This window comes from Streptomyces sp. NPDC048734, assembly GCF_043198675.1.
Classification (GTDB): Bacteria; Actinomycetota; Actinomycetes; order Streptomycetales; family Streptomycetaceae; genus Streptomyces.
Genome location: NZ_JBICUZ010000003.1, coordinates 642,032 through 659,339, shown reverse-complemented (window position 1 = coordinate 659,339; position 17,308 = coordinate 642,032). Strand labels below are relative to the sequence as shown.

The window sequence follows — 17,308 nt, the reverse complement described above, 5'->3', positions numbered from 1 at the left end:
GCACCCTAGTTGGCACGTCGGCCTCCGTCAGCCGGATGGAACAGCGCTCACCCGATGGAATGGCTTTGGGGAAAGGTGCACGTCTGCGGGCACGGAACAGGCCCCGGGTCCGACGGACGTTCCCGTCCTGGACCCGGGGCCTGGAAGTGCCTGCCGGGAGCTGTGCGCCCGCCGTGGATCAGCCCGCCTCGGCCGCCGCCTTCGCCGCGATGTCCGTGCGGTGCCGGGAGCCGTCCAGACCGATGCGCGCGACCGCCCGGTACGCCCGTTCCCGGGCCTGGGCGAGGTCCGCGCCGGTCGCCGTGACGGACAGGACGCGGCCGCCCGCGCTGACCACCGTGTCGCCGTCGCGCCGGGTGCCGGCGTGCAGCACGTACGCATGCGGGGCGTCCTCGGCGGCCACCTCGTCGAGGCCGGTGATCGGGTCGCCGGTGCGCGGGGTGCCGGGGTAGTTGTGCGAGGCCACGACCACGGTGACGGCCGCCTCGTCGCTCCAGCGCAGGGGCGGCAGGTCGGCGAGGTCGCCGGTGGCGGCGGCCATCAGCACGCCCGCCAGCGGGGTCTTCAGGCGGGCCAGGACGACCTGGGTCTCGGGGTCGCCGAAGCGGGCGTTGAACTCGATGACCCGCACGCCGCGGCCGGTGATGGCGAGTCCGGCGTAGAGCAGGCCCGAGAACGGGGTGCCGCGGCGGCGCATCTCGTCGACGGTCGGCTGGAGGACGGTCTCCATCACCTCGTCGACCAGCTCGGGGTCGGCCCAGGGCAGCGGGGAGTACGCGCCCATGCCGCCGGTGTTCGGGCCCTCGTCGCCGTCCAGGGCGCGCTTGAAGTCCTGGGCGGGCCGGAGCGGCACGACGGTCTCGCCGTCGGTGACGGCGAAGAGGGAGACCTCGGGGCCGTCGAGGAACTCCTCGACGACCACCCGGCCGCAGGCGGCGGCGTGCGCCTTCGCGACCTCCAGGTCGGCGGTCACGACGACACCCTTGCCGGCGGCCAGGCCGTCGTCCTTGACGACGTAGGGCGCGCCGAAGGCGTCGAGGGCCGCGGCGGCCTCGGCGGGCGTGGTGCAGACGTAGGAACGTGCGGTCGGCACACCGGCCGCGGCCATCACGTCCTTCGCGAACGCCTTGGAGCCCTCCAGCTGCGCAGCCTCCTTGGAGGGACCGAACACCGGGATGCCCGCCGCGCGCACGGCGTCGGCGACCCCGGCGACCAGGGGCGCCTCCGGGCCCACGATCACGAGCTGCGCGCCCAGCTCGGTGGCCAGCGCGGACACGGCCTTGCCGTCCAGGGCGTCGACCGGGTGCAGCTCGGCCACCTCGCCGATGCCGGCGTTGCCGGGGGCGCAGTGCAGCGCGGTGACCGCGGGATCGAGGGACAGTGAGCGGCACAGGGCGTGTTCGCGGGCGCCGCTGCCGATGACGAGGACGTTCACGGGGTCAGCCTAACCGGCCCGGCTCCGGGTGCTTGTGCGGGCTTCCGAGGGACGGGGGGCGAGGTGTTCGTAGGTTCCTCCGAAGCGGGGCCGTGGGCTGGGGCGAACGCGGGCCGGGGTGCCGTGTCGGCCGGGGTGCCCGTGAGGTGGGTGGCCGTGAGGTGGGTGGCCGTGACCGGGAGCCTCGGCCGGAGCGGGCGGCCGTAACCACGGGTGGCCTCGGCCGGGGCGGGCGCCCTTCGGGCGGGCGCCCGCTACTCGTTGGTGAACTCGTCCACGACGGTCGCGCCCAGCTCACGCACGATCAGGTCGTGCCCGGAGAGGGCCGACTCGTTGAGGTCGGGGTCGTCGTCCTCGGGGATGTCGTCCTCGATGGCGACGTGCTCGGGGGCGGCGGTCCGGGGTCTCGGGGCGGCGTGGGAGGAGGACGGAGGCGGGGCCGACCGGGCCTGCGGGGGGCCGGGGGGAGGAGAGGCGTTGGAGGTGTGGGGGGTCGGCGTGCCGCCGCCCGCGCCGGCTCCGGGAGCCGGGGCGGGGGCTCCGTAGCCACCGCCGTAGCCGCCCGGAACGTGGGTGCCGCCGGGGCCGGGCGGGGCCGGGGGGCCGCCGAAGCCGCCGGCCGGTGGGGTCGCGGAGCCGCCGGACGGGTCGACGAGCGCGTCGACCTTCCACTGGACGTTGAACTGCTCGGCCAGCGCCTGCCGCAGCACCTCCTCGCTGCCGCTGCTGACGAAGTTGTCGCGGGCGCCGGAGTTGACGAAGGCGATCTGGAGCGTGGTGCCGTCGAAGCCCGCGACCTGGGCGTTCTGGCTGAGGAGGATCCAGGTGAAGCGGCGGCGGTTCTTGACCGCCTCCAGGATGTTGGGCCAGAGCGTGCGGGGGTCGGGGCCGCCGACGGGCGGGGCGTAGGCGGCGGCCGGAGCGGCTGCGGGTCCGGCCGGTGCCGGGGCGGACGCGGCGGCCGGAGCGGGGGTCGCCAGGGGGCGTCCACCGCCTGCGGGCGTCGCGGTGGGCCAGCCGCCGGGCCTGCGACCGCTGCCGACGGCGGTGGCGGTGGGCCAAGCGCCGGGGGCGGGGACGGGGGCGACGACGGGGCTCGCCTGGGCCGGGGCGACCGGGGCCGCGGCGGCCGGGGCGGGGGCCGCGGGCGCCTGCTGGGGCGAGGGGGGTGTCTGAGGAACCTGGGCCGCATGAGGGGTCTGGGCCGCGGGACCGCTCGGAGCCGCCGGGGCACTCGGAGCCGGGGGACCGCTCGGAGCCGCCGAGCCGCGTACCGCGGCGCGGGCGGCTGCCGCGCCACCCCCCGGCGGGACGGGGGCGGCAGCCGGCGGGACGGGGGCGCCGTACGCGGCCGGGGCGCCCGCCGCGTGGGCCTCCGCCCCGGGGACGTACCCCGCGGCGGGCATTCCGGCGGGGGCCGCGCCCGCGGAGAAGTTCACGCCGCGCTCGATCCGGTCGAGGCGGGCCATCACCGACCGCTCGTCGCCGTAGGCCGCCGGGAGCAGGACGCGGGCGCAGATCAGCTCGAGCTGGAGGCGGGGCGAGTGGGCGCCGCGCATCTCGGTGAGGCCCTGGTTGACGAGGTCGGCGGCGCGGCTCAGCTCGGCGGCGCCGAAGACTCCCGCCTGGGCCTGCATCCGCTCGATGACGTCGGAGGGGGCGTCGATGAGCCCCTTCTCGGCGGCGTCCGGGACCGCTGCGAGGATGACGAGGTCCCGGAGCCGCTCGAGCAGGTCGGCGACGAACCGCCGCGGGTCGTTGCCCCCCTCGATGATCCGGTCCACGACCTCGAAGGCGGCGGCCCCGTCCCCGGTGGCGAACGACTCGACGACGGAGTCGAGCAGCGAGCTGTCCGTGTATCCGAGGAGGGAGGTGGCCATGGCGTACGTCACACCGGTCTCGCCGGCGCCCGCGAGGAGCTGGTCCATGACGGACATGGAGTCACGCACGGAGCCGGCGCCGGAGCGCACGACGAGCGGCAGGACCCCCTCCTCGACCGGGATGTTCTCCTTCTGGCACACCTCGCCGAGGTACTCCCGCAGCGTGCCGGGCGGCACGAGGCGGAAGGGGTAGTGGTGCGTCCGGGACCGGATGGTGCCGATGACCTTCTCGGGCTCGGTGGTGGCGAAGATGAACTTGAGGTGCTCCGGCGGCTCCTCGACGACCTTGAGCAGCGCGTTGAAACCGGCCGGCGTGACCATGTGGGCCTCGTCGATGATGTAGATCTTGTATCGACTGCCGGCGGGCCCGAAGAAGGCCTTCTCCCGCAGGTCACGGGCGTCGTCCACACCGCCGTGCGACGCGGCGTCGATCTCGATGACGTCGATGGAACCGGGGCCGGTCCGCGCCAGGTCCTGACAGGACTGGCACTCGCCGCACGGCGTGGGCGTGGGGCCCTTCTCGCAGTTCAGGCAGCGGGCCAGGATGCGCGCGCTGGTCGTCTTGCCGCATCCGCGCGGTCCGCTGAACAGGTACGCGTGATTGACCCGGTTGTTCCGCAGCGCCTGCTGCAACGGGTCGGTGACATGCTCCTGCCCGATGACCTCGGCGAACGACTCCGGGCGATAGCGGCGGTACAGCGCGAGAGACGACACGCATACGAGGTTATAGGCGCCCACCGACAACCGGCCCCGCCCCGGAACGCGAACGCCCCCCACGCACCCGCCAGAGCCGACCTACCCTTGCTGCCTTCCGGCCCTGGGGGAGTTCAGTCAGATAGCGCCGCGTGAGGGGCTGCGCCCACAGTACCCGATGGCGGCGGGCGGGAACGAGTTCGCGAGCACTCCTCAACGTCTTGTATTGTTTGCCGCGGAGGATTCGCCTAGAGGCCTAGGGCGCACGCTTGGAAAGCGTGTTGGGGGCAACCCCTCACGAGTTCGAATCTCGTATCCTCCGCCAGTGCCTCACCGGGCACGATGTCGAAGGGCCCCGCTGTTTACAGCGGGGCCCTTCGACATGCTTGTTCTCGGTTGTAGTGATCGGCGTGGACCTGAGCGGACGGCGTGCATTCGCCGGCGCCTCTGACGAGTCCCCCGCTGGGCGTCTGGCCACCTCTGGTTTCCTCGCCGCCGAAGCCTCCGCCAGAAACACCCAGGCGGCCTTGGTTCCACAGTCCGTGACCTGGAACCCCCACTGTCCCTGGGTCAGCTCGTTCACGATGTGCAGGCCCCGTCCGCGCCCAGTCGGCAGCCCACTCACTGCCTCCGACGTGGTGGCTTCCGGCGAGGCCACGGCAGCCAGGTAGAGGTCCGCAGGAGGCAGAGGTCTCCCGTCGTGGATCCCGCAGATGTGCCTCCCGGCGACAGAGCGAAGGTGTGCCTCGTAGGGGCCGCAGGCGTGCTCGTGCGCGTTTGCCACGAGTTCCGAGACCGCCAGGACTCCGTCACTGATGACCTCGTCGGAGAGGCCCAGATCTTTGAGAACACCTCGCAGAACCGAGCGGGCTTCGCCCGTCGGGTTGATGGTGTGGTCGGTCCAGCGGTACACAAGAACGGCAGACGGCGCACTGATCATCGGGCGGTGGACTCCCTGCGAGTGACGTCGGTGGCCTGACTACCAGGACCGCGGCATCGACCTTCTGCTCAGCGGGCAGTCCCCGTTGGGCGAATTGCCGGCCGCACCCTCCGCCCCGCTCCTGGATGGCACCGCCGTGTGCCTGGTCGATGTCGCTGCCGCGGTCCGACGCGCTCGCCTTGCCGAGCGTGCCCCCGGACGATGGGACCCCAAGGCGATCGGCGCCTGCATCGGTCGGGCTGCATGGCACCGCAAGCACGCCCTCGACCCGTCTCACCGGCCGGACGTCATCATCGACAACAGCTGGCCCGAGATGGCCTGGCATCGCTAGACCGGCTGGAATGCCGGTGATCCCCGATGGCGCTCTCACCCGCTCGACACCACGGACCGGCCGGTCAAAGATTCCGTGGATCATGTCGGGCAGTGGATCAACGAGCAGTGCAGCGCGCACCGGGCCGGCCAGCTCCCCCTGAGCCGTGGTTGGGCTTCGTGATCCACAGCGCCTCGTCAGGCGAAATGTTCCCGGCTGGTGAGCACGTCCGAATCCACCATCCGCAGGTTCGCCACTCGCCTCTGCCCCGCAAGCGCGGAGGCAGCACGCGCCAAGGTGGCCAGGGGGCATGATCCTGCCTCGCCCGTCGGGACCAGTCACTTGCCGTACGCCTGCTTCCAACGCGTCCGGTGGCGAGAGTCGCCCTGTCCTTGGCCGTTCACCTCACTTAGTGACGGCAGAGAAGCCCCGTTGTTCCACAGCCCGAGGTGATCCCGGTGCACGGCGAGGATGCCGTGCTGCAGAGCGAACTTCTCGGAGGGACGGCTGAACCGCGTAGTCGTGACGAACACGGCCAGGTCTGCCCCGAAGTGCACCTTGGCACCCAGCAGATCGCGCAACTCCCGGCTCGCGATCGTGCTGTTCGGCGCATAGCGCTTGCACTGGATCACCATGGTCCGCCCGTCCGGGAGACGGCCGACGACGTCGGCGCCGTTGTCGTTCGCACCGCCCACCCGCCGCACCTGCGTGCAGCCATCCCGTCGGCACAGGCTTGCGACCAGCTCCTCGAACTCCGTGCCGGTCATCGCGTCCACCTCTGCGAGAGTCCGGTGCCCTGCCTTCACCGCCTCTTCCTGCTGCCAGAGACGGTCCCGCCCGCGCACGAGCCGGTCCGTACGCCACAGCCACCAGCCCGCCGCACCGACGCCGCCGAGGACCGATGCACCTGTGAGGTACGGCCACACGGCCGACCAGAACACCACCAGCAGGACCAGCACCACACCACCGCCGACCGCCAGCACCTTCAGCCGCGCCGCCCGCCTCCTGCGGGCAACCGCACCACGTCTACGCCCAGCCACGATCGAAGCCCCTCCCCCACAGGTCCGTGTACGGCAGTCTGAGCAGCCTGAGGCGGCGAAAGAAGGGCGCGAGTCGGCCATGGCCGGATTGGGCTGCCAGGCGGGGCGGTGTGGTCCCGGTAACGGTGAACGACGCGACCGCCTCGACGTCGACGGCAGCGGTCTCTGCAGCTCTTTCCGGTGGTTACAGGATTGATCGACTCCGTGGAGGCCGACTGTGCCGCAACACTCGCGGCGTGGCCGACACACCATCGCACGCACCGGACGGCGCCGGCCCGTCCCCGGAGAATGAGGCCGGGCAAGCAGGAAAGGCGGCTGGCACCGGCCGCGTGCGGTTCTCCCTCGTGCGCTGGGTGCTCGCGCCTCGAACGACACTGCAGGCCCGCCGCCTGGTGGCTGAGTTCGGACCGGGGATGGACGCCCGGACCGCCTGGGTGATGGCACGGCTGGCTCGGCACCCGGACGAGGTCCCGTACGCGATGTGGCACCTGAACGGTGAGGAGCAAACCGGCTGATTGCTCAGGCAACTGAGCAGGGTCCAGCGCCCCACAGGCGCTCGCTCCGCCTCTGAAGCAAAGATTTCTCGGCTGTCGGCCGTTGAGTTCGGCGCGGCACATCGCGCAGTACATGGCCGCATGACGTCCGTGCCGACGCATCGACTGACCGCATCCTGCGCACAGACCCAACTATGGACTGGCTTCTTCTCCGGCTGGCGCAGCGCGGGCAGAAACCACTCGGCATGAATGCCGTCGCAGTGGCCTGCTCCCTCGGACAGAGGGCAGTGGCGATCGCTGCTGGGCACGCGCTTCCAGACCTGGAGGCAGCGACATCCACCGCGGATGACCATCTCCTTGCCGTCGGTTATGTCCTTCCACGGCATGTCGTCCACACCGGCCCACGGCGCCGCCCGGTCGATCAACGAAGCAGCACGGTCCTTCGCCACCCACAGGGGCGTGATCTCATGCTGCACGGCGTTGCGAGACCTGCGGTGGACGCTGCTGGGACTGATGTGGTCGTACTGGATCTCCCAACCGATACGGATGCCCGCGGGGTCAGTAACGAGGGCCGACTACTTCACTGCGCCCTTCGGCCCCTAGGCGCTGCAGGTGTCCGTGCCCAGGCCGATCGTCGAGCGAGTCCGCGAGGCCCGACGAGGTCGGCTGCGGGGCCTCCGTGACGACGTGGTCGAACTGCTAGGACCTTTCACTCTGCGGGAGACCTCTGACGGCCACTTTGCCGATGGAACGCATGTGGCCACCAAGTGGGCGTCAGCGCTCAACCAGCAGGACCGGGGAGGCATTGAAGAGCGCTGGTAGCTCCTCAGACGCGCAGCAGGCTCGTCGGCTGGCGACCAGGTTCGGGGGCGGGCATGAGCGTCCGCACCGCCAAGGTGACGGCACCACTTGGCTGAACCCCGCCCGAGAGCCCGTCGCAGATGCGGCCGTCGCACACCTCTCGGCCGTGGCTGATCAGGGCCGACCTGGTCTCAGTTCCGGCCTCATCCACTTCCGACATCTGCGGCATTCTGCACGGTATGACAGGGGCGCCGCCTGCCGTGCCGCCGAAGGGTTCTGCTTCCGTGCGACCGAAGCCGCCGACGCAGAGTCGTACGGCTGATCAGCAGTGCACTGACCATCCACGTCCGCCCCGCAGCCCGGTTCATGTCGCACGCCGGCCCAGAGGGCCGGGACACTTGCCCGGCCCCCTGACGTCGCACTCAGCTTCCGGCGATCGGTCCTCAGTCCCATCGCCTCGCGAACTCAGCTCCGGCCAGCAGGTCGCCGGTCCGCACGATCGGATCATCGATCCCCATGGCCGCCATCACATCGGCGGTAAAGGCCACGTATCTCCCCTTCACCTTCGTGACACGGCATGGGAAGCGGTCCGCTCTCACCAGTCCAGACGCCTTCGATGCGTCGACCCCGAGGAGATCTGCCACCTTACACAGGGGCATTGGCTCGGCCAGCCACTGCGACAGTCGCCTTGCGCTTGGGCTCACTCGGCTTCCTTCTGCGGTCTGTCGAGTTCGTCTGACTCACCCTCCGGCATCTGCTCCGACCCCGAGGCGAGGAACTCGTTCAAGAGCCCGAGGCGGTGCAAGGTAGCGCCCACGCGTTCGCCGCCGATGCGCCCCCACGACAAAGGGTCCATCTCGTCGACCACCTGGATGTCCGACTCGTCGCGGATGGGTGAGTAGCCGTCGTCAAATCGGCTCACACGGTCTACAAGGCTGTGCGGATCCGTCGTGCGCTCGGCCGGATCAGCCCGTTCCACCGACCAGCCGGCCGCATTGGCGGATCGGACGACCTCGTCACGGACATCGTCGCTTTCGGTCGCCAGCGCCAGACCGTACAGCGCACCGAACACCATGGCCGACCTCACCTCGGCGACGTCGACGCAGAGCCTCCTCGACACTCTCCCGGCCGACTTCCGGAGGTAGGGGATGACGAAATACAGCGCGAGCAACTGGCTACGCTGAGCCAAGTTCGGCAGGTCACTGCGGGCATCGCGGCCTACGCACCGCCACAGCGCGTCCCGAAGAGCAACGTCGGTGGCATCTCGCGCCGCCGCCTCCTTCGCCTCCGAGAGCGTGAGGTGCTCACCCACCGAACACCTCTCCCCGGGCGCATGTGGACAGACCAACTGTCCGCTGAGCAACTGCGAAACCTTTAGCTCGATCGACCTGAAGACGTCTGTCGAAGGCAGTAGGGACACGGCCCCTCCTCTTGTGGTTCCGCCAACGACAGGAAACTCACCACCTCGAAGGGCAACTATCCGCGCCAGCCGCCGCATGCGCTGGTGGGGGTGAACGACACGGGGTGATCGAGTGAAGCGATGTGGCCCGGCGCTCAGCGGTGGGAACACTCCGGGATCAACCATCCGCATCCGGAGCGTGACTGGTTCGGCGACCCCGGTAAGGGCGCTCACACCGGGAGTATGGTCTCATGTATGGCAACAAAAAAGGTCACGGTGACGATCCCCGAAGATCTCCTCGACGAGATCCGCGCCGACGCGGCTGAGCGGGGACTTTCGGCATATGTAACCGAAGCACTGCGATTCAAGCGCGATCGGGATCGGCTACTGGAGCTGGTCGACTGGCTGCAGGAGGAGCACGGGCCGGTCACCGGGGACGAGCGCGCGGCGGCCCTCGCGGAACTGGACGATCTCGACGCCGAGCACGAGCGCCGCCGCACCGCCGGAGGACACGATGCCGGAGAGGCCGCGTGAAGAAGCGTGCCGGTGGGCACAGGCAGCGGCCGCTGCGCGTCTTCGTACTCGACTGCGAGGCCCTGTCCCTGGCCGTGCGCGGCGACCGGAAGATGATCGCCTGGCTCGACCTCGCGGCCGGGGGTGAGGCCGAGGTGGTGACGTCTCCGATGACGCTGGTCGAGGCGTACGACGGCAGAACCACCGAGCAGCGCTGGGACTGGGTGCTCTCCCGGCTCAAGGTCGCCGACGTCGGAAAAGACGAGGCCCGCGAGGCCCGGCGTCTTCTGGCTGATGCCAAGCTGCACGGCCACAAGTACGCGATCGATGCCGTGCTCGCTGTCATCGCACGCCAGCCGAAGGGGCAGGTCACCGTCTTCACCTCGGACGCAGACGATCTGGAGAAGCTTCTCCCGGACACCATCGTCGTCAAGAAGGTATGACCCGGCGCCCTGGTTTCAGTTCTGGTCTCGTTCATCCCTGTCCAGCACCGTCCACCACTCTCCCAATGCCCCACTCCGCCACAGGTCAGGACACCCTCGATCGCCGCCGAACCCCCAGACGAACAGTGGGAAAGCGTGTTGGGGGCAACCCCTCACGAGTTCGCATCTCGTATCCTCCGCCAGTGCCTCACCGGGCACGATGTCGAAGGGCCCCGCTGTTTGCAGCGGGGCCCTTCGTCGTTGGCCGTCTCAGTTCCCGTCTCAGTCTCCGTCCCAGTTCGCCTTCGGGAGCTCCCGAAGAGCGTCGCCGGCCTGCCGCGCGACCTTGCGGAGCATGGTCCCCGTCACGTGCGTGTACCGGACGCGCACCCGGGCCGCTCCCTCCGCGTGACGACGCTGCCGCACAGCGGCGGACGGCCACGGACGGCCGCGGACGGCCGCGGACGGCCGCGGACGGCCGCGGACGGCCGCGGACGGCCGCGGACCTCAGCGGAGGCGAGAGGCACACCGGCCCGAGGCACCGCCCTGCGCCTCGGGAGCCCGCTCAGCGGGTGACGCGCACCGGCTTCGTCTCCGTCACCTGGTCGATCTCCGAGGCGCGTACGGTCACGCTCATCTCCCAGGTGCCGGGGAGGGGCAGGTTGACGGCGTCGGCGGCCCAGTAGCCGCCCCGGTCGGTGAGCTTCGCGTCGAGCGGGCCGATGTCCTGGCCGGGCAGGCTGAAGGACATGCGGAGTTCGGGGACGGTGGCGAAGCCGCCGTCGGGGCCGTAGACCACGGCCTGCACCGAGTTCTCGCCGACCCGGCCCGGATCGAGGGTGATCTGCACGCTGCCGCGGGCGCCGGGGGCGTCCGGACCGCTCATGTCGAAGGGGACCGTGGTCACGGAGGCGACGGGCAGCCCGATCGACTGTCCGGACGTCGCCGCCTCCGCCTCCGCCCGGCCCGGGAGGGTGCCCGTCAGCACGGTCGTCAGGCCCAGGACGACGACGGAGACCGCGACCTCCGCGAGGACCGACCGGCGCAGGGCGCGGCGGCGCGCGTCCTCGGCCGGGGTGCGGGCCGGGGCGATCGGGGTGCCGTCGCCGGACGGGGGCCCGTCCGGCGGGGCGGGAGCCTGCGCGGGCGTCCGCCCGGACACCCCCTCCTCCGTCGCCGGAGCGCCGACCGCCGCCGCCACCTTGGTCGCCGCCTTCGCCTCCGTCTTCGCCGCCACCGTCTTCGCCGCCACCGTCTCCTTCACCTTCGCCATCTCCGTCGTCCCGCCCTTCGTCTCGCTCTCCTCCACATCCGGCGTCTCCGCCTCCCTCACACGCGCGCGTGCCGCCTCCGTTCTCACCAGCCGTCCCGTCCACTGCCGCGACCAGGCGCCCGCCAGGAGCAGCAGGCCCACCGCCCCCAGCTTGGCCAGGAGGGTCCGGCCGTACGTCGTGTCCGTCAGGGCGTCGAGGGTGCCGAGGCCGCGCCAGGCCTGGTAGACGCCGGTCACCGCGAGGACGGTGACCGAGGTGGCGGCCAGCCGGGAGAAGCGGGCGGCCACGGCGGCCGGGAGGGTGCCGTGGCGGAGCAGGGTGAGCAGGGCGGTGAGGCCGCCGAGCCACACCGCCATGGCCAGCAGGTGCAGCACCGAGGAGGTCATCGCGGCCGGGACCTGGATGCCGGCCGACGCGTGTTCGGCGGCGGCCCAGGTCAGGCCGAGGCCCACGGCCAGGACCAGGCCGGTGGCGAGGGTCGCCCGGGTGGGCCGTTCACGGCCGCGCCGACGGAGCAGGACGGCGGCCGCGGCCAGCAGGAGCAGCCGGGCGGCCAGGGCGAGGCCGGGCCGGCCGGAGAGGGTCCGGGTGAGGCCGGAGGGGTCGAGGGCCTGCGCGGGACCGGCGCCGGTCTCGTAGGGGGCGCGCAGCAGGAGCAGCAGGACCGTCGACGCGGTGAACGTCCACCAGCCGGCCACGAGGAGCCCGCGCAGCGGCCGGACGTCCGGCGGGCGGCACAGGGCGACGAAGGCGGCCGTCCCGATGAGCAGGGCGGCGGCGCCGTACGCCAGCCAGCGGCCGAGTTTGTGCAGGCCCGCGGTGGCCGGGTCCTCCACGGGGCCGCCGGGGACGGCGGCCGGGGTCGGGGAGGGCGCGCCGATCGAGAAGGTGAAGGCGCCGGCGATGGGGTGGCTGTCCTCCGACACGACCCGCCAGGTCACCGTGAAGGTGCCGGTGCCGAGCCGGGCCGGGAGGGTGACGCGGGCGGTGTCGGACCGGCCGTCGGCGTGTTGCGCCTCGCCCGTCTCGACGCGCCCGTTGCGGGGGTCGAAGACGCGGAAGGTGTCGTCGATCAGGCCGACGGACTCGGTGAAGGTCAGGGTGATGCTGCGGGGAGCGGTCGTGAGGACGGACCCGTCGGCGGGGTCGGCGTCGCGGAGGGCGGCGTGGGCCGACGCCTGGCCGGCGCTGCCGAGGAGGAGCAGGACCAGGGTGGTGCCGAGCAGCACCAGTCCTCGCCACCGCCGGGCGCCCTTGCCCCGGCCGCCCCGTGCACCACGCCGTCGCCCGCCGTCGCGGCCGACGGACACGGCGTCGCGCCCGACGGCCACACCACCGCGCCCGTTCACGTCATCGCGCCCCTCGACCACGTCACCGCTCCGTACTTCGGACTGGACTCCCGTGCCTGGAGATACGTACGGACCGTGAGGCTGTCCTGCTCACCCCATGAGGCTGTCCTGCTCACCCCGTGGGGCGGGTCGGCACCCCGCCGTCCACCACCGGGTCGTGTCCGGTGGTCCGGGAGGTGTGCGGGGAGGCGAGGAGGACGCAGGCGTGGCCGACGTCCTCGGGGCTGCCGGTCCGGCCGACCGCGACCGCCTCGCGTCGGCGCCGTACGCCCTCACGTCGGCGCCGTACGCCCTCGGGCCGCGCACCTGCCGGGCCGGGCGTCGGCCGGGCCGGGCGTCGGCCGGGCCGGGCGTCGGCCGGGCCGGGCGTCGGCCGGGCCGGGCACCTGCCGGTCACCGGCGAGGCGCCGGCGCTCCCCCTGCGGGAGACGGCGGGCGGCGGCGGCCTTGGAGGCGGCGTGGTGGGCGTGGCCCTCGGGGGCCGCCACCGCCGAGGCGGTGTGGGTGACCGGGCCGCCGCCCGCGCCCGTGACCGGGGGCGTCCGGTCCGCCGGTGAGGTCAGGGACGGCACAGTCGCGCGATGTGGGCGGCCCGGTCCGGGTGACGCGCCGTCAGGGCGGCGGCGTCCCCGTGTTCGTAGGCCGCGTAGGTGAAGCCGGGGGCCATGGTGCAGCCGAAGAGGGCCCAGGCGCCGCCGGACGTCACCCGCGCGCCCATCCAGGTGCGCGCGGGGACGGTGAGCTGCGGGTGCTGGCCGCCGAGGACGTCCGGGCCGAGCACGGCCGTGCGGGAGGTGCCGTCGGGGGCGAGCAGCAGCAGTTCCAGCGGGTCGCCGAGGTAGAAGTGCCAGATCTCGTCGCCGGGGAGGCGGTGCAGGGCGGAGAAGTCGTCCGCGGTGAGCAGGGCGACGATCGCGGTTCCGGCGGGGGTGCCGTCCGGCAGCGCGGGTCCGGCCCAGGTCTGGCGGAACAGGCCGCCCTCGCGGGGGATCGGCTCCAGACCGTAGTGGGCGACGAGGTCCTCGGGGGTCACCCGGGGAAGGCTACCTCCCGCCTGAGGAAGGCGAGCCGGGCCGTCTTCTCCGGCAGGTACACGTCCGGCAGGTCGATCTCCGGGAGGGTGACGACCGGTCCGGGCTCGAAGCCCTGGCGGAGGAAACGGGCGAGGGCCTTCTCGTTGCGCACGTCCGGGTCGACCACCACCCGCCGCCGGTCCAGCCCCACCAGCACGTACGCCGCGAACACGCCCATCAGCGCCGACGACCAGCCCGGCCGCGCGCCCCGCTCCCCGGCGGGCGCGAGCAGCACGTGGACGCCGATGTCCCCGGGCTCGACCTCGTAGCACTCGCCGACCCGGTCCTGCGACGGCTCGTACGTCTGGAGCACGGCGACGGGCTCGCCGTCCAGCTCGGCGAGGAAGGCGTGGTGGGTGTCGAGGCCGGCCATGTGGGCGTAGACGTCGGCGACCTGGTCCTCGGTCAGGCCGTTCATGCCCCAGAACACGGCCCGTTCCTCACTGACCCAGCCGTGCACGACCGCCGCGTCGGCCTCGGCGTCGAGGGGCCGGATGCGGACGGTGCCGAAGCCCCCGGCCTCCTCCACGTGGAGGTAGTGGACGTTCACGTCAGTCATCGTTCTCCTTCGTCAGGTGCGCCCAGTCGGTGACGACCGGGGCCAGCTCGCCCGTGAGCCACAGGGGGAGCTGATCGTGGTGGTGGGGGCTGTCGGGGTGGCCGGAGGCGCCGTGGGGCACGATCCAGCGGCTGTCCTCGCGGCGGGCCAGGTCCCAGACGTAGCGGGCGGCCGGCCCGCGGGCGGCGAGGTCGGTCCAGCCGGGCACGGCGGAGGTGCACAGCACGCAGTCGTGGTCGCCGGAGAGGGCGGGGGCTTCCCCGGAGGGGTCGGGCAGGGCCCGCCACGGGGCGAGGCGGTGGGTGTCGCCCCAGCGCGCGTCCGGCTGCCCGGCGACCTCTTCGAGGGCGACCTCTTCAAGGGCTTCCCGCACCAGCTTCGGCCGGTCGATGCCGTACAGCTCCTCGGCGCGCAGGAGGTGTTCGAGGGCGTAGCCGATGCGGGGGACGAGGGCCAGCCAGGGCAGGAGGACCTCGGGGTAGGCGGGCGGGGCGGTGAGCGCGGCGAAGGCGGGCTCGGCGGCGAGGCGGCGCACGAGCGCGCCGCGCACGGCCGCGAACCGCCCCGCTTCCCGGCTGTCCGCGTCCATCCGGCGGTCCCAGCGCAGGAGCCGCGCCCGCAGGTCGGCCGCCGCGGGACTCAGGCCGTCGAGGGCAGCCAGGTGGTCCAGCAGGGCTGCGGCGGAGGCGAGGTGGGTGTCGGTGTGGATGGCCGGCATGTCGGACGACGACCACTGCCGGCGCCGGCCGAGCAGCGCGTGGATGCGGTCGGCGCGGTGCGGCGGGGCGAACTCGACGCCCAGGCCGGCGGCCGGTCCGCGCTGGTTGGCCATGACGGCGACACCGTCGGTGAGTCCGGCGCGGGGCATCTCGTGCCAGCCGGTCCACTCGTGGCCGGGCTCCCAGGCCGGCACCGGGCGGATGCGGTTGGCCCGCGCGCGCACGGGCACGCGGCCCGCGACCCGGTGCAGCAGGCCGCCCTCGGTGTCGGCGGCCTGGACGACGTTGACCGGCTCGGCCCAGAGGTCGAGGGCGTGGTCGACGTCGGCGACCCGGCGGGCCCGCAGCAGGGGGAGCAGGGCGGAGAAGCCGAGGTCGCCGGTGACGCGGGGCGGGTGGCGCAGGGCGAGCGCGAGGGGGGCGCCGTCGTCGGTGCCGCCGGGGCTTCCGTCGTCGAGGCCCTCGGGGCCGCCCGCGATCACCGGGCCGCGCTCGGTCTCCAGCACCTCGACCTCGACGGTCTCCTCCCCCGCCACCCGGACGAGTTCGGTGTGCCGCTCGACCCGGCGCCAGGTGCCGTCCGGGCCGAGGGCCTCGACGCCGGCACCGGTGCGGCGCAGGCGTTCGCGGTAGAGGTCCTGGTAGTCGGCCATGGCGTTGGTGATGGCCCAGGCGACCGTTCCGGTGTGTCCGAAGTGGGCGATGCCGGGGACGCCGGGGACGGCGAGTCCGACGACGTCGAACTCGTCGCAGGCCAGCCGGATCTGCTGGTAGACGCCGGGGTCCTCGATGAAACGGTGCGGGTCGCCGGCGATGACGGCCTGCCCGGTGACCGTGCGGTCGCCGCTGACCAGCCAGCCGTTGCTGCCGGCGGTGCCGGGCCCGTCGGTGGCGAACAGGCCGACGGCGTCCTCGCCGAGGTGGCGGGCGGCCTCCTCGCGCCACAGTTTGGCGGGGAAGCCGGCGAACAGGATGTGGGTGGAGAGCCAGACGGCCAGCGGCGTCCAGGGCTCCCAGCGGCCGGGGGTGAGGCCGACGCGGGTGAACTCGGGGGTCGGGCGCAGGCCTTCGTTGACTCCGTCGACGTACGCCCGCACCCAGGCGGCGGTCTCCGGGTCGCTCGCCCGAAGGGTCGTGAAGCAGCGGCGGGCGGTGTCGTCGAGGCGGGCGCGGCGGACGAAGCGGTCCCAGGGGAGGGCCTCCGGGCCGAGGAAGGACGCCGAGGTGCCCCGCGCGCGGTGCCGCTCGACCTCCAGTTGCCAGGCGCGGTCGCGGGCGGTGACCCTCCCCTGGAGGCGGGCGAGGGCGTGGGCGCCGCCGGCCCGCAGATGCGGAATGCCCCAGGTGTCCCGGTAGACCTCACCGGACGCGGTACCGGGGTCCGCCCCGGTTCCGGTTCCGGGCTCGACGCCGGTTCCGGTTCCGGGCTCGACGCCGGTTCCGGTTCCGGGGCCGACCCCGGGCTCGATGCCGGTCTCGGTCCCGGTTTCCCCGTCCGTCTGCCGGGCGGCTCCGTCCGTCTCGCTCGTCACCCTGGGACCCTTCTGACATTTAGGTTAGGCTCACCTAATCAATCGGTGCAGGAATCGTACGCGAGAGGTGAAGGGGCATGGCGCAGGGGAGGGGCTGGGAGGGCGCGGTCCTGAAGTTGATGCGGGCGAAGGACTTCACCCTCACCGTCACGGGGGCCGAGGACGTCACCCCGCACTACCGGAGGCTCCACCTCACCGACGGCGGACTGCTCGCCACGACCGGCGTCCACCCGACGATGTGGGTACGGCTGTGGTTCACCAACGCGGGCAGGCCGCACCAGCGGGCCTACACCCTGGTCGACCCCGACCCGGCGGCCGGCACCTTCTCCCTGGAGTTCGCCCTGCACGAGGGCGCCGCCTGCGACTGGGCGCGGGCCGCCGGGCCCGGCGACACCATCGAGGCCACCGTCCAGGGCACGGACTTCACCCGGCCCACCCCGGCCCCCTCCCGCGTCCTCGTGATCGGCGACCCGGCCTCCCTCCCCGCGATCAACTCCCTCCTCGACGCCCTCGGCCCGGCACCGGCCACGATCTGGTTCGAGGGCGACGGGGACGGCCTCCCCTTCCGCACCGACCTGGCCCGGCACGACCTCCGCCGCACCCCCCGTACGGAACTGGTGGACCGCGTGAAGACCGAGCTGCCCGCCCTGCTGGCAGCCACCCCGGACCCGTACGTCTGGATCGCCTGCGACACCCGGACGACCCGGACCCTGTCGGCGTACGTCCGCAAGGACCTGGCGGTCCCGAAGGAAAGGACGAACGCGGTGGGGTACTGGCAGGCCGGGTGACGCGCGGGGCGGGTGACGGACGCGGCGGACCGGCGGCGCTGGTGAGGGGCGCGGCGGACCGCTGGGGCGGGTGACGGACGCGGCGGA

The 17,308-nt window shown here is 72.9% G+C and carries 15 protein-coding genes, 1 tRNA gene, 1 other RNA gene and 1 pseudogene; 5 read left to right on the top strand and 13 right to left on the bottom strand.

Annotated features, from left to right (window positions below):
- Nucleotides 1–178: 178 nt before the first annotated feature.
- From purD to ffs, 3 genes are all read right to left on the bottom strand, one after another.
- Entirely contained in the window at nt 179–1,435 is a 1,257-nt protein-coding gene (purD, locus tag ACGFQC_RS11995; RefSeq protein ID WP_363090843.1) for a phosphoribosylamine--glycine ligase, read from the bottom strand.
- Nucleotides 1,436–1,689: 254 nt separating this feature from the next.
- Complete coding sequence (locus ACGFQC_RS11990) at nt 1,690–4,029, bottom strand: DNA polymerase III subunit gamma and tau (protein ID WP_363090844.1); 2,340 nt, start codon at nt 4,027–4,029, stop codon at nt 1,690–1,692.
- A 45-nt stretch (nt 4,030–4,074) separates the two neighbouring features.
- An RNA gene (gene ffs, locus ACGFQC_RS11985) (signal recognition particle sRNA small type) lies at nt 4,075–4,173 on the bottom strand.
- 72 nt (nt 4,174–4,245) lie between these two features.
- Between ffs and ACGFQC_RS11980 the strand changes: the two genes are divergently transcribed.
- Nucleotides 4,246–4,333 (top strand) — tRNA-Ser (locus tag ACGFQC_RS11980).
- On the opposite strand, the gene ACGFQC_RS11975 is transcribed toward ACGFQC_RS11980, so the two are convergent.
- Nucleotides 4,304–4,948 carry an ATP-binding protein gene (locus tag ACGFQC_RS11975; RefSeq protein ID WP_363090845.1) on the bottom strand — a complete coding sequence of 215 codons (645 nt, stop codon included), beginning with the start codon at nt 4,946–4,948 and terminating at the stop codon, nt 4,304–4,306. The genes ACGFQC_RS11980 and ACGFQC_RS11975 overlap by 30 nt on opposite strands.
- Nucleotides 4,949–5,596: 648 nt before the next feature.
- Nucleotides 5,597–6,298 carry a restriction endonuclease gene (locus ACGFQC_RS11970; RefSeq protein WP_393288096.1) on the bottom strand — a complete coding sequence of 234 codons (702 nt, stop codon included), beginning with the start codon at nt 6,296–6,298 and terminating at the stop codon, nt 5,597–5,599.
- Nucleotides 6,299–6,534: 236 nt separating this feature from the next.
- On the opposite strand from ACGFQC_RS11970, the gene ACGFQC_RS11965 reads away from it, so the two are divergent.
- Nucleotides 6,535–6,813 carry a hypothetical protein gene (locus tag ACGFQC_RS11965; RefSeq protein WP_363090847.1) on the top strand — a complete coding sequence of 93 codons (279 nt, stop codon included), beginning with the start codon at nt 6,535–6,537 and terminating at the stop codon, nt 6,811–6,813.
- An 805-nt stretch (nt 6,814–7,618) separates the two neighbouring features.
- Here the strand turns inward: ACGFQC_RS11965 and ACGFQC_RS11960 are convergent.
- Complete coding sequence (locus tag ACGFQC_RS11960) at nt 7,619–7,813, bottom strand: hypothetical protein (protein ID WP_363090848.1); 195 nt, start codon at nt 7,811–7,813, stop codon at nt 7,619–7,621.
- A 480-nt stretch (nt 7,814–8,293) separates the two neighbouring features.
- Nucleotides 8,294–8,905, bottom strand: coding sequence for a hypothetical protein (locus ACGFQC_RS11955; protein WP_363090849.1), 612 nt, complete (start codon nt 8,903–8,905; stop codon nt 8,294–8,296).
- A gap of 342 nt (nt 8,906–9,247) precedes the next feature.
- Between ACGFQC_RS11955 and ACGFQC_RS11950 the strand changes: the two genes are divergently transcribed.
- On the top strand, nt 9,248–9,526 hold the full coding sequence (locus ACGFQC_RS11950; RefSeq protein ID WP_363090850.1) for a CopG family transcriptional regulator: 279 nt from the start codon (nt 9,248–9,250) through the stop codon (nt 9,524–9,526).
- Nucleotides 9,523–9,948: a PIN domain-containing protein gene (locus tag ACGFQC_RS11945; RefSeq protein WP_363090851.1), complete on the top strand. Its 426-nt coding sequence runs from the start codon at nt 9,523–9,525 to the stop codon at nt 9,946–9,948. The genes ACGFQC_RS11950 and ACGFQC_RS11945 overlap by 4 nt, the downstream gene beginning before the upstream one ends.
- Nucleotides 9,949–10,492: 544 nt before the next feature.
- On the opposite strand, the gene ACGFQC_RS11940 is transcribed toward ACGFQC_RS11945, so the two are convergent.
- From ACGFQC_RS11940 to ACGFQC_RS11915, 6 genes and pseudogenes are all read right to left on the bottom strand, one after another.
- A complete protein-coding gene (locus ACGFQC_RS11940; RefSeq protein ID WP_363090902.1) occupies nt 10,493–12,430 on the bottom strand; it encodes a copper resistance protein CopC in 1,938 nt (645 codons plus the stop codon).
- A 232-nt stretch (nt 12,431–12,662) separates the two neighbouring features.
- Nucleotides 12,663–12,782, bottom strand: a pseudogene (locus tag ACGFQC_RS11935) (SDR family oxidoreductase); the annotation flags it as partial.
- Nucleotides 12,783–12,822: 40 nt separating this feature from the next.
- On the bottom strand, nt 12,823–13,122 hold the full coding sequence (locus ACGFQC_RS11930; protein ID WP_363090911.1) for a hypothetical protein: 300 nt from the start codon (nt 13,120–13,122) through the stop codon (nt 12,823–12,825).
- Nucleotides 13,110–13,583 (bottom strand): cupin domain-containing protein, encoded by a 474-nt coding sequence (locus ACGFQC_RS11925; RefSeq protein WP_363090852.1) that lies wholly within the window; start codon nt 13,581–13,583, stop codon nt 13,110–13,112. The genes ACGFQC_RS11930 and ACGFQC_RS11925 overlap by 13 nt, the downstream gene beginning before the upstream one ends.
- A complete protein-coding gene (locus ACGFQC_RS11920; RefSeq protein WP_363090853.1) occupies nt 13,580–14,182 on the bottom strand; it encodes a GNAT family N-acetyltransferase in 603 nt (200 codons plus the stop codon). Before ACGFQC_RS11920 ends, ACGFQC_RS11925 begins: the two co-directional genes overlap by 4 nt.
- On the bottom strand, nt 14,175–16,238 hold the full coding sequence (locus ACGFQC_RS11915; RefSeq protein ID WP_363090903.1) for a penicillin acylase family protein: 2,064 nt from the start codon (nt 16,236–16,238) through the stop codon (nt 14,175–14,177). Before ACGFQC_RS11915 ends, ACGFQC_RS11920 begins: the two co-directional genes overlap by 8 nt.
- A gap of 272 nt (nt 16,239–16,510) precedes the next feature.
- Between ACGFQC_RS11915 and ACGFQC_RS11910 the strand changes: the two genes are divergently transcribed.
- Nucleotides 16,511–17,221: a siderophore-interacting protein gene (locus ACGFQC_RS11910; protein ID WP_363090854.1), complete on the top strand. Its 711-nt coding sequence runs from the start codon at nt 16,511–16,513 to the stop codon at nt 17,219–17,221.
- The last annotated feature ends 87 nt before the right edge of the window (nt 17,222–17,308 follow it).